This window comes from Streptomyces sp. NBC_00690 (genome assembly GCF_036226685.1).
In the GTDB taxonomy this organism is placed as follows: domain Bacteria; phylum Actinomycetota; class Actinomycetes; order Streptomycetales; family Streptomycetaceae; genus Streptomyces.
Genome location: NZ_CP109009.1, coordinates 755,066 through 766,721 on the forward strand (window position 1 = coordinate 755,066; position 11,656 = coordinate 766,721).

General features: G+C 67.7%; 9 protein-coding genes and 1 pseudogene. 6 read left to right on the forward strand and 4 right to left on the reverse strand.

The window, feature by feature from the left end:
* Window positions 1-212: 212 nt before the first annotated feature.
* Window positions 213-1,742 carry an NHL domain-containing protein gene (locus tag OID54_RS03350; RefSeq protein WP_329013631.1) on the forward strand — a complete coding sequence of 510 codons (1,530 nt, stop codon included), beginning with the start codon at window positions 213-215 and terminating at the stop codon, window positions 1,740-1,742.
* Window positions 1,743-1,799: 57 nt separating this feature from the next.
* Here the strand turns inward: OID54_RS03350 and OID54_RS03355 are convergent, their stop codons facing one another.
* Window positions 1,800-2,300: a hypothetical protein gene (locus OID54_RS03355; protein WP_329013634.1), complete on the reverse strand. Its 501-nt coding sequence runs from the start codon at window positions 2,298-2,300 to the stop codon at window positions 1,800-1,802.
* Window positions 2,301-2,340: 40 nt separating this feature from the next.
* Window positions 2,341-3,435, reverse strand: coding sequence for a hypothetical protein (locus tag OID54_RS03360; protein WP_329013637.1), 1,095 nt, complete (start codon window positions 3,433-3,435; stop codon window positions 2,341-2,343).
* A 370-nt stretch (window positions 3,436-3,805) separates the two neighbouring features.
* Here OID54_RS03360 and OID54_RS03365 point away from each other — a divergent pair, with 370 nt between their 5' ends.
* From OID54_RS03365 to OID54_RS03375, 3 genes are all read left to right on the forward strand, one after another.
* A complete protein-coding gene (locus OID54_RS03365) occupies window positions 3,806-4,525 on the forward strand; it encodes a hypothetical protein (protein ID WP_329013640.1) in 720 nt (239 codons plus the stop codon).
* A gap of 67 nt (window positions 4,526-4,592) precedes the next feature.
* The gene (locus OID54_RS03370) at window positions 4,593-6,422 is read left to right on the forward strand and encodes an FG-GAP-like repeat-containing protein (protein ID WP_329013643.1); all 1,830 of its coding nucleotides are present in this window, start codon (window positions 4,593-4,595) and stop codon (window positions 6,420-6,422) included.
* Between the two features lie 416 nt (window positions 6,423-6,838).
* Window positions 6,839-7,204, forward strand: coding sequence for a hypothetical protein (locus OID54_RS03375; protein ID WP_329013645.1), 366 nt, complete (start codon window positions 6,839-6,841; stop codon window positions 7,202-7,204).
* Window positions 7,205-7,401: 197 nt separating this feature from the next.
* Here the strand turns inward: OID54_RS03375 and OID54_RS03380 are convergent, their stop codons facing one another.
* Complete coding sequence (locus tag OID54_RS03380) at window positions 7,402-8,097, reverse strand: hypothetical protein (protein WP_329013647.1); 696 nt, start codon at window positions 8,095-8,097, stop codon at window positions 7,402-7,404.
* Between the two features lie 983 nt (window positions 8,098-9,080).
* A pseudogene (locus tag OID54_RS03385) lies at window positions 9,081-9,458 on the reverse strand (cytochrome P450); the annotation flags it as partial.
* Window positions 9,459-10,129: 671 nt separating this feature from the next.
* Here OID54_RS03385 and OID54_RS03390 point away from each other — a divergent pair.
* Both OID54_RS03390 and OID54_RS03395 read left to right on the forward strand, forming a co-directional pair.
* Window positions 10,130-10,510, forward strand: coding sequence for a transposase (locus tag OID54_RS03390; RefSeq protein WP_329013649.1), 381 nt, complete (start codon window positions 10,130-10,132; stop codon window positions 10,508-10,510).
* A gap of 96 nt (window positions 10,511-10,606) precedes the next feature.
* Entirely contained in the window at window positions 10,607-10,918 is a 312-nt protein-coding gene (locus tag OID54_RS03395) for a Tn3 family transposase (protein WP_329013651.1), read from the forward strand.
* Window positions 10,919-11,656: the final 738 nt, after the last annotated feature.

An 11,656-nucleotide genomic window follows, 5' to 3' on the forward strand; every position in this document is an offset into this window, starting at 1 on the left:
AGGCACGGGCCGATTGTCCGCCGCAGATGGCCGACCGCATGGCTCGCCGCGCCCGTTCGCCTCCTCCCGGGGGACGATCGCCGAGCCGGGTAGGCGGCGTCAAGGGCATACGAGGAGTCACCCATCAGTGACTTCTTCGCCCGGATGCCCGCATGTCTTGTTGGAATCGATCTACAACCGGCTGTAGTGGGCGGTCGGCAATCGGTGAAAGGATGACAGTGAGCACTCCACAGGCGGAAGCCATCGGCAGCGAGGAGTCGGCACCTCGGATCAGCACGGTCGCGGGGACCGGAGTTGCGGGGTTCAAAGGGGACAACGAAGCGGCTGTTTCGGCTGAGTTGAACCGTCCCTTCGGAAGCGCGGTGGACGGCAACGGGACCCTCTACATTGCCGACTTCAACAACCACCGGATCCGGAAGATCACGACCGACGGGAAGATCAGCACGGCCGCCGGAGCCACGGCAGGCTACCGGGGCGACAACGGCCCTGCCGCCTCGGCACTGCTGAACGGTCCGCGCGAGGTCGCGGTGGACAGCGCGGGCACCGTGTACATCACCGATGCCAACAACCACCGGGTCCGGAAGATCACCGCTGACGGGACGATCAGCACGGTTGCCGGCACCGGTACGGCGGGGTTCAGCGGTGACGACGGACCCGCCACCGCCGCGAAGTTGAACTACCCGTTGGGGGTGACGGTGGACAACACCGGCACCCTCTACATTTCCGACCACAAGAACAGCCGGGTCCGGAAGGTCACCGCTGACGGGACGATCAGCACGGTCGTGGGAACCGGAGTCGCAGGCTTCGGCGGTGACGACGGTCCGGCGACTGCCGCCAAGCTGGACCGGGCGTACGCGGTGGCCGTGGACGGTGCGGGCAACCTCTACATCACTGATACCGCCAACCACCGGGTCCGGAAGGTCGCAGCCGATGGGACGATCAGCACAGTCGCGGGAACCGGAGTCGCAGGCTTCGGCGGTGACGACGGTCCGGCGACTGCCGCCAAGCTGAACTTCCCTTTGGGTGTGGTGGTGGACAGCACGGGCGCTCTCTTCATCTCGGATTACAACAACAGCCGGGTCCGGAAGGTCGTGTCCGATGGGACGATCAGCACAGTCGCGGGAACCGGAGTCGCAGGCTTCGGCGGTGACGACGGTCCGGCGACTGCCGCCAAGCTGAACCAGCCGTTCGGGCTCGCTGTGGACTGCGTCGACACCCTCTACATCGCCGATCACTTGAACCACCGGGTTCGGAAGATCGCGTCGGAGAGGATGGCCGGGCTGCCCGAGTCGGGCACGGTGGCGTCCTGGGCCAACGTGCGCAGCAGGCTGCGGATGGGTGTCCTGCGTGAGTCCACCAGGGACGGGGCCGAGATCCACCAGTCCCTCGCCTCCCCCCGGACGCACCAGCGGTGGCGGCTGATCGCGTCCGGTCAGGACGCCGGCGAGGTTCTGTACCGGATCGAGAACCTGCGCAGCGGCAAGGTCCTGGAGGTCGTCGGAGGAGGCACCGCAGACGGGGCGGTGGTCGCGCAGCGCGCCTACGAGGGAAGTGACGCCGAGCACCAGCAGTGGCGGCTGATCCCGGTGGGGTCGGTGACCGACACCCCGCGGGTGTACGAGATCGCGAACCGCAACAGCGGTCTGCTGCTGCGCGTCGACACCAACGCCCCCGCGGTGATCAAGCAGTACGGGGCGCAGGGCGACCACCGCGACCGGCAGTGGCAGTTGCTCCCGGCGTGAACGCACGAGTGGTCAGGGGCGGCGACGCCCCTGACCACTCGGACCTGCCTGTGAACCCTATTTGGGGTCGGACGGCTTGTCGGCGGTGGCCTTGGGCGCCTTGGGGGGCTCCTCGGCCGAGGGCGACGCAGGTGCGTCGGGTGCCTTGAAGTCATCCCTCTTCGGTGCTTGCAGGCCCTCGTCCTTCTGCAGGTCGCCGCGCTGCGTCACCGTCTCGCTGGACTTGTCCATGCCGGCTGCCGCGGCCGTCGACACCGAACCGGGGTCCTGGGCGTAGGCGGCCTGGGCGCCGGCGGATGCCTGGGTGGTCTGGATGAAGGAGGCGAGGAAGCCCAGAATGACCCGGGCCTCTGGCGCCTGTTCCTGCACGATCTTCGCCCGGTGGGAAGCACCGTGGATCCCGCTCGCGAACAGGCTCGTGGTCGTGTCATCGTACGTGTCGTCATCCGCGTCCTCGAAATCGACACCCGCTCCCGGTCGCGACTTGTCGCGGTCGGTGATCACCGAGAAAAGCCCCGCGCCCGTTCCGGCGGAGTCGAAAACGTTCTTGAACACCATGGTCGTCACCTCTGGTCGTTGGGGCGGCGCCGCCCGCCGGTCACGGCTGCTTGTACAGGTCTCGTTCGCTGTCCGTGAGGCTCTCCCCGTCGAACATCGTGTGGTGGACCTCCAGAGCGGATACGACCTCGGCCAGCCCCTTCATGCGGAAGCCGCCGCCGGCCAGGTCGAGGTCGCTGATGTCGCGGGCTACCAGCTGGTTGAGCCGGGGGTAGTCGTCCGGTTGCGGGGGAGACAGGACGGCCACCGGTACGTCGTACTTCACCGCGAGGAGCCCGGAGAAGGTCACCGGAATCTCGTAGGTGTACTGCTTGAGGGCGCGGCGCTGCGTGACGATCGTCTCCACGCGGGAGTTCGGCGGGACTGTGCCGGAGATTTGCGATTTCGAGGCCCAGCCGGTGGACAGGGAACCGCCGACGGAGGCCGCGATGCCCTGGGCCAGGGCGGCGTTGAGGCCCGCTGTGCCGGAGGCGCTGCCCGTGGTGGTGAAATCCACCGAGCCGGTCATCGAGGCCGATGCGGAATTTGTCATCCCGTTACTCACCGACGTGTCGACGGTGTTGGCGTTGTCCACGCCCACGCTGTCCTTGCTGTTCTTGTTGGTCATCGTATTGGCGTTCTTGTTGGACATCTCGTTCTTCAGCTGCGTCCCCAGCTGCCCCTGGAGGTTCAGGCCGAGCTTGTTCTGCAGTTGCAGCTGGAGCTGGGCGCTGACGTTGCCGCCGAAGGTGAGCTTGGTGTCTCCCGAGAGCGACCAGGTGGCGCCGTTCGACACGGTGAAGTCGACCGAGTCGGTGAAGTTCATATCGGAGCCGCTGCGGTTGACGTAGGTGCGCGAGGAGAACGTGTCGGGCGGGGGCTGGGTGATGTTGCGCCGCTCCTCGATCAGCGGCTCCCCGAGGTTCATGTAAGCGAGCCAGCCCAGCTGGTACGCGGTGCCGGAGAAGGCGCCGAAGCTCGACTTGTTCACGGAGAACCCGACGGGTTTGTGCCGCACCCCGTAGTCGTCGACGTAGGCCAGGTTGGGGTGATCCAGGATGGACTGCCAGGTCTGCTCGATGTTGAGTTCCCGCAGGTTCTTCTTCGTCAGCGGCTGACGCTTGGCCCGTTCCAGGTTGTACGCGTTGGAAGGCAATTTCTGTCCTCGACTGATCTGGCCGAAACCGCAATCGGTGAAATGGCAAAAGAGAATCTGCACACGCTCCGGCAAGCGAAACTAGCAAGGCCCCAGCAACCCGAGGAGGCGCCTGCGGATATCGCACTCAAACGGGTGATCAAGAATCTGCGGCAGCTTTGATCACCCGATCGAGGATTTTCCGGCATCTCCCCTTAGCGTCCTGACCTCGAAAGTTGCCACTTCGGGTGCATTTACTCCGATCGTACATTCGCTTATGAAGTCGAATCGATCGCGAGTGATTGACCGTCCGGTAATGGCACGTGATAAACCACTTCACTGAGCGCCTGAGGCGTTGTTCTCCACATCAAGAACAGGTGAGGTTTCCGCGATGTACACCCAAGAACGCACGGCAATGGCGAATTTGGTGGTCGGCGGCCCGGTGGCGGTGAACAGCTACGACAACGCCATCGTGGCCGCACTCGTCGAGAACCGCCCCGTCATGCTCGTCCACGCCTTCAACGGCGGCTACCTGCGACCCGCCGAACTGGCGGCGAGCAGCCACGACAAGGGCGTGAAGCTGGCCACCGCGCTCGACCCGGCCACCAAGGACGCGCAGGGCCACCTCTGGCACATCACCCCCGGCGGCTTCTTCGGCCAGCGTCCGCTGTACTTCATCGAGAGCGCCGCGGGCCAGGTGACGCCCCCCGCCGCCGGCACGGCCGACGCGGATGCCGGTCGCGGCGACGACGGAGCTCCGAAGCCGCAGCGCCGACGCGTCACCGTTCACCAGGATGCCCCGCAGAGCACGGCCGACACCCTGCAGGTGGGCCTGCCCGGCAAGGTGGCCGACAAGTGGCGCGGGAAGAACGGTGCGACGGAGGACACCCAGCTGTGGGTAGTCACGGTGACGCCGTGGGGCGGGATCACCTTCGTGCCGATTACCCACCCCGACGCCATCCTCGGGTTCAAGGACCACGCGGTGGCGAAGGACAGCGAGGCGCGGCTCACCTACAACTGGGGCGGGGACTTCACCGGGACGGTCATCAACACCTTCTACCCGCGGCTGCCCAACGAGTGGGACGTTCCCTACCACCACGTCTTCACCTGAGCCGCGGTCACCTTCGCCCCGCACCCGTCCCAAGTAGTCGCACCAACCGCCTGGAAGAGGCACCACGATGCCCGTGCCCACGCAAGAACTGAAGCTGGAGATCGTCAACGCCGCCACAGGCCAGCCCCTCGGCGCCAAAGCCTCGGCGGCCGCGGGCGGGGGCCTCGTCGTCCGCGACCATCCCGAGGACGGCCCACGCCCGGACCTGTGGCAGTTCCTCCCCGTACCGGGCTCGCAGGACGACCCGGCGTACGTCATCCGCAACACGGCCGGCAGCAAAGTGCTCGACACCCCAGCCGCCGTGGGCCAGGGCATCCGCCAGTCGGATGCCTCGGGCAAGAAGGGCCAGCAGTGGCACCTCGTCCCCGTCGCGGGCGAAGCGGGCCTCTACCTCATCGAGGGCGCGGCCGACGGCACAGTGCTCGACCTCGACGAACCCGGGAAGGACGACACCCGCATCATCCTTCGCGAGTACGACGACCTCGCGGAGAGCCAGCGGTGGCGATTCGTCCCGGCCGAGCCGGAACGCACCAGCGACCTCGTACTGGATTGGGCACCGCTGAGCCACTGGAACAGCCGCCAGTCCTGGAGGCTGACCCACAACAAGCCCTCGCTGCGACCGGCACCCGACGCGACGCCCTCCTTCAGCAACGTACTGCTGGTTCTGGAGAAGTTCGGGAGCGACCAAGACACCGCCGGGTGGAAGAACGATGCGCTCACCCCTTCTCCCAGCGGGGAACCGAGCCGCTGGGCCGGGGTCGGTGCGCGGTTCCTCGCCGACACGGAGGGAACAGGGCGGGCCGACATCGTGGGGATCAGGGCCACGAAGGGAGCCGTGACCTCGTCCAGCCGAGGCGACGGGACGTTCGATGACGAGCGCCCGCTGCACCAGGGGGTGGCCACTCCGAACTCGGCGGATCTGTGGTCCGTCGTGGATCTGACGGGCGACGGCAAGCCCGACGTGGTCGCCCTGTGTGCCGGCGGAGTCCGGGTGTCAGCACAGGACGAGGACGGGGCGTTCACACCCGAAGGCGGCGAACTGGTCCTCAAGGCGTTCGGCCATGGCAAGCAGGCCGGCGGTTGGCTGGTCGACAAGCATCCGCGCTTCCTCGCCGACACCACCGGCGACGGCAAGCTCGACATCATCGGCTGCCACGACGACGGTCTGCGGGTCTCCCTCCAGGACGAAGAAGGAAAGTTCGCACCGCTCGCCGACGAACCCGTCCTCAAGGCGTTCGGCCATGGCAAGCAGGCCGGTGGCTGGCTGGTCGACAAGCATCCGCGCTTCCTCGCCGACACCACCGGCGACGGCAAGCTCGACATTGTCGGTTGCCACGACGACGGCCTCTGGGTATCGCTCCAGGACGAGGAAGGGGCGTTCGCCGAACCTCTGTACGTCCTCGACGACTTCGGGGTCGACCAGGGATGGAGCTCGGTCAGGGAGCACCCCCGGTTCGTGGCCGCAACCACCAGCGACGGGGTACCGGACATCGTCGGCTTCGGCCCGCAGGGCGTGGTCGTCGCACGCGGACGCGGCGATGGCACGTTCGAGCCTTCCCAACTCGTCCTGAACGACTACGGGCAGGCCCAGGGATGGACAGGCGTGAAGCACCCCCGGCTCCTGGCCGACGTCACCGGCGACGGGACCCCGGACATCGTCGGCTTCGGCAACGAGGGCGTCTGGGTATCGCACAACAACGGCGACGGCACCTTCGCGCAGGCCGAGCTCGTATGCCGCGGGTTCGGATACAACGACAACGCAGGCGCCTGGCGGGTCTACCGCCACCCCCGGTTCCTCACCGACATCACCGGCGACGGACGCGTCGACATCGTCGGCTTCGGCGGCCCGGGCGTACACGTCGCCCGCAATCTCCACCGCCGCTTCAGGACCCGGTGACCCCGAGAACAATGCAGCATGGGCATGCGACCGAGGCGGGCCGAGAAGGTGGGCTCGTGTCGGCCCACAGAAGTACCTGCTCCTTCGAGATCTCCTCCCTCCTGCGGATTCATTCAAACGGGGGGCGAAGTCCGGATCTGCCCCCGCCGCTGCGTCGAAACGGTGCCAGCGCTCGGGGGGCGCGTGTTAGCCACATGCGAATCGGGGACCAGACGTGCCTGGCCGTGCCCCCTGGCAAAAAGCGCCAACTGGCCCCCTGAGCGGAGACTGAGCACGGTAGATGTCCATGGCCGTCAACTACCGTGCTCAGGCACACTTGGTGACCGACGCACCACCATCGTCTCGGCACCGCACCAGCTCGCCCTGCGGGCCAACTCCGCAACCTTGGAATACCGACACTTCACCAGTGTGCTCGGATGAGTGCGGAGGGTGTCGTTGGTGGGGTGACCGGCGGGGTGGGCGATGCGCGTACGGTCTTGCTGGGACGCTTCGATGCCGGCGGTGGTCTGCGTCTGATCGCCCGCTCGACGCCGCTTTCGTCGTCTGCGGTGGTCGAGTTGGGTGCCGTGTTGCGTCCGGCGGGAGCTGAGCACCCCTGGTCCCAACGCCGATTCGCTGCGGCGTGGGGCAGTCGCGAGCCTCTCGACCTTCAGGTTGTGGTGCCTGAGTTGGTGGCTGAGTTCGCGGCCAACACCGCATTGGATCGCGGGCGGTACCGGCACCCGGCGTGCTACCTGCGGCTTCGCGGGGATATGACGGTGCAGGATCTGTCCGGACCGTGAAGAGGAACCGCCGCGGGCTTGCCTGACAGTTCGAGCGAGAGTGCCAGTGTGGCGTCGTTCGGGTCGGGCGCGGGGGAATGCTCCCGACCGCCAGCGGGTTGCCGCTCCGGACCGGGCCGGGCCCGGCCCGGCCCACATCACATCCCCGTCGGGGGTTCGCAGGGCCGAGGCGATCGGTGTGGCTTCGAGTCCCCTGCTCAGGCGTCGGCTGTGGCCGTTTCCGTGCTGACACCGTTGTCGGTTACGGGAGCGGGCTCGACGATTGAGTACCAGACGGCTCCCTGCCTCTTGTCCCGCTCCACCGCGCCCTTGGCCACCAGCGCGCCCAGTGCGTCCCGGACGACACCACCGGTCGGAGTGAGGTGCGAGTAGGCCCGCGTCACCTCCTCCCCCACTTCCTTCACCGTCCGAGGCTCGCGATGCTCACGCAGCAGATGAAGCACCGCTGTTCGCAGGTTGGGCTTGTCGGCCTGACCATCTGCCACCGCCTCGCCACCCGCGGGCGCGCCGCTCGCGGAGTCCGCACTGAACTTCGCTTCCGTCCCGGCACGGACCGCGCCGCTCTTGGACGAGCGCTTCTTGCGGGGCCGGGGGACCGCGGTGTCGGACGACGGCTCGGAAATAGTGTCCGCGTCAGCGCCGGTTGCCTCAGAAGCTCCTGGCTCCTCGGACGTCTTCTGCTCTTCCGCGGAAGCAGGCGATGGCGACACCCGATCGCTCAGGTCCGCGAGCAGGGACTCTTCCCCCTGCAGCAGGTTCAGGCGCTCGGTCAGCTCTGCCATCTCATCACGGATCCGGCCCTGTTCAGCCCGGTTCTGGTCCAGATCGGCCCTGATCTGGACCGCGTACCGCTCTCTCACATCGACAGCGCTGTCATCCGATTGATTGGGCATTCGTCACTCGCTCTCCATGGTGTTTGACATGAGATCCCCAGCCAAGAGTGCTGCACCCAGGGCGTCTCAGGCGACATGCCAGGCCAGTACGGCCCCAGCCCCACGATGGGCTGTCCGCATCCGGCGCCACGCAATGCCTGCGGCCCGTCTGCTTCTCTCCGGGCGAGTTCCAGGGATACTTCCCGCGCTGAGGGTAACGGTCAGGCGCTCCCGCTCGCTCTAGCCGTGGGGCTCCCCCCTCTCCGCTCTGCGTCGTTCGGGAACTCCCAGTGGTGGAGACGCGCCCAAGGGGCTGGTGTAGAGCGTCAGCACGGCCGAACCGTGGGCCAGTGCCACCGCTACCTCGCGGGGAGGCCGGAACCTGCAAGTGGCTGTGTCCAGCTGCGGTCGAAACTCGTTGTCCATGTCGGTAGGTCGACCGCCCGGCGCACCAAGAACGGGCACGCCGGCATGGTGTCCTGTTGAGCGCCCGCCAAGGCCGCTCAGTGTGCCGTCGTGGGACAGGACGATCAGCTGGCCCGCCGCGATCCCTACTCCCTTGATCGACGGAAACGTCGCCACACAACGGGCCTGCGCGGATGATCGGGGCGCACCACGAAAACTTGTCCCCGGTCGTCGGCGAGTACCAGCCGGCCATCACAGCTGCGTCGGGTCCGGATTGCGCACACTCCTCCCATATCCGACGCCTCGAATCGCACATCGACCCGCACTCGGGTCTGGGCCAAGTCCACGATGAGCCAACCGTGCTCGTCGCCGATATGGAGGTGCCCAGCCTGGTCAAAGGGTGCCCGTCAGCCGTGACTCGCGAGGCAGCAAGACCGTGCCAACTGAACGTCCGGTATCCGCATGGAACCCGACCAGCCGATTGCCGATCGGGGCGCCGAACCACAGCACACCGCCGACCACCGCGATTGCGCTCGACGGGGCCAGTATCGATCCCCGCCGCCGCCACTTCACCTCACCAATGCGTACATCCAGCGATATCAGGTCACTGGATGTCGGCCCCTCAGCGCCGACCACAGAGTCACCCACCAGCATGTCCGGGCACAGACCGACTCCGGCATGCCACAAGGTCCGCCCGGGAGGGCGATGAACTTGATCGAGGGGTGGGTGTCGGTGCCGGGTGCGGGTTCGAGGTGCCAGCGGGAGGTGATGAAGGCGGTGGTGAGGGTGGCCAGGGTCATGGCGAAGGTGCCGCCGTTGCAGCTTCGGGCGCCCATGCCGAAGGGCTGCCAGGCGTCCGTGGGCCGGGGAGCGCCGTGTGCGGAGGGGCTTTGGGTCCAGCGGTCGGGGTTGAAGCCATCCGGGTTGTGGTGTTGGCCGGGGAGTTGCTGGATGAGGTGGGGGCTGTAGAAGATGACGGTGCCGGCTGGGGCGGGGACTCACACCACTCACTGGGCACCGTCTCGTAGTCGACGTAGGAGGCGGTGGAGCACCGGCCACGCGTGCGTCCGCTCCAGCGTCCACCGCTTCGGCCTGGGGTGAATCTCCCGGTTCCGGGGGTGCGGGTGACGATTGCCGGGGCCGCGGTCAGTTTGTCGGGGTCGCGATCCGCTGGGCGGCTTGGTGGAGGAGCGCTTGGACCGGTGCCCGGTCGCGGTGGGGGGCAAGGCTCGCCTGCTCCCCCGACCAAGACATCCCGGAGCCGACAAGCGCAAGACCGACCCCCACCAACCCAGATCAGCGAGCAGAGAAGCCAAAGCCATACCACCGCACCGCAGATAGCGATGCCCTCTCGCCCAGACCCGGTACGCCGGTTTCGTAAGTCGCCTGCTCTATCGGGCAGGTTGGGTGTGAGTTCGAGTGTGGTTGCCCAGCCGGGTGATCTTCTGGTGGTCGGGGCATGAAGGCAGGGCCTCCTGAACAGCTCCTGGGTGTCGAATCCATCCGAGCGTCAGGGCACTGGTGCCGCAGTCTTCCGTGCTGTCCATCCCGTCGTCCAACTCCCCTTCCCGGTCGTGTGACTGCCTCGCCCACGTGTGCGGGGAACGCGAGCGATCGCCCGGGCCGGGAGCCCAGGTATCCGTCGGATATGACGGACGCGGAATGGGCCGGGGTCCGTGCCGCGCTGCCGGTGCCGGGCTGGCTGGAGGGCCGGGGTGGGCAGCCGGAGAGCTGCCACCGTCAGATGGCGGACGCGGTCCGCTACCTGGTCGCGGGCGGCATCACGTGGCGGTCGATGCCTGCGGACTTCCCCGCGTGGGACCGTGTCTACGCCTTCTTCCGACGTTGGCGGGACAAGGGCTGGACGGCCGAGTTCCACGGCCGGCTGCGCGACCGGATCCGTGAAGCGGCCGGCCGCGACCCGGAGCCGACGGCGGGCGTCATCGACGCCCGGTCGGTGAAAGGCGCCGCATCGGTGCCGACCGCGACCCGGGGTTTCGACGGCGGCAAGAAGAGTTGGCCGGTGTAGCCGCCGTCGGCCCAGACCAGCGTGACGCGCCAGTGTCGCTCGCGCAGTCGGGCCAGCGGTGTCTGTCCCGCGTCGCGGTCGGTGACGGACGCCGCCGTGACCATCCCGGTAGGCCGGGCGGTCGCCACCGTGCAACTGCTGCGGTTCATCTCAGACCCGCCGCTGCGGCGGCGGGTGACGGCGGCCACCGACAAGGTCGAGTCCTTCAACAACTTCACCGACTGGCCGGCGTTCTGCAACGGCGGGGTGATCGCCGAGAACGACCCGGCCCAGCAGGAGGAGGCCGTGAAGCTGACCTCTCTACTCACCAACTGCGTGATCTTTGATACGACCCTGCCTGATGAACATCGTGCGGGAGCTTCAGGCGGAGGGGTGGCAGATCACCGGGGAGGATCTGGCCGCCACTAGCCCCTACCGGACCGACCACACCATGCGGTTCGGCACCCACGCCACCACGGAGCTGACCGCGCGTCCGGACGCGTTCGACCCGCACCTGGACGTCGAGTTCGAGGCGGCGGCGGAAGCGCCGGCCGCGGCCTGAGAGTTGGAGGACGACGAGGCGTACGAACGGGTGCGGACACCAGCAGGGTGTGGGCGAGGGAGGCGCGGAAGTCGCGGGCGGGGTGTCGCGGTAGGGGGACGAGCTTGTCGCGGAAGCCGTCGAGGGTGGAAGAGCTGCGGGTGGAGGCGCCCCCGCCGAGCCGTGCCCGGCCTCGGCGTCGATCGCCGAGCGCTGACAGATCACGACCAATGAGCGGCTCGGTTAGTGGTTCTCCTCGTCGCTACTACCGGGGGCATCGGCCAGGCCCGGCGTCGGTGAGGTGGCCGGCAGGGATGCCGCGCGCCGTGCCCGGATGCGCACCGGCTCGCTCGATGCGGAGACGGACCTCGTTGACGTCCTCAACCCTGCCCCCTTGGTCGGTGTCACGCCTCCTTCGCTGAACCTTCGCCTTTGCCCTCGTGATCCCGTGCCGGCATCATCGCCGACGTCGAGAACCACCTCCCCGAGTACGTGCAGGGTTGCACGCGCTTGCATGGCCATGCCCTACCCCGGCCTCATCGGGCCGGTGAGCCGTACGATGATGACGAGCGCCACAGCGGCGGCGCGCCGAACGGCTGGGTCGGCCACCGGCCACCCCGGGACCC

Excerpts from the sequence above, each read along its gene's own strand:
- OID54_RS03350 (WP_329013631.1), top strand. The coding sequence starts at position 213 with ATGACAGTGAGCACTCCACAGGCGGAAGCCATCGGCAGCGAGGAGTCG.
- OID54_RS03355 (WP_329013634.1), bottom strand. The coding sequence starts at position 2,300 with ATGGTGTTCAAGAACGTTTTCGACTCCGCCGGAACGGGCGCGGGGCTT.
- OID54_RS03365 (WP_329013640.1), top strand. The coding sequence starts at position 3,806 with ATGTACACCCAAGAACGCACGGCAATGGCGAATTTGGTGGTCGGCGGC.
- OID54_RS03370 (WP_329013643.1), top strand. The coding sequence starts at position 4,593 with ATGCCCGTGCCCACGCAAGAACTGAAGCTGGAGATCGTCAACGCCGCC.
- OID54_RS03375 (WP_329013645.1), top strand. The coding sequence starts at position 6,839 with ATGAGTGCGGAGGGTGTCGTTGGTGGGGTGACCGGCGGGGTGGGCGAT.
- OID54_RS03380 (WP_329013647.1), bottom strand. The coding sequence starts at position 8,097 with ATGCCCAATCAATCGGATGACAGCGCTGTCGATGTGAGAGAGCGGTAC.
- OID54_RS03390 (WP_329013649.1), top strand. The coding sequence starts at position 10,130 with ATGACGGACGCGGAATGGGCCGGGGTCCGTGCCGCGCTGCCGGTGCCG.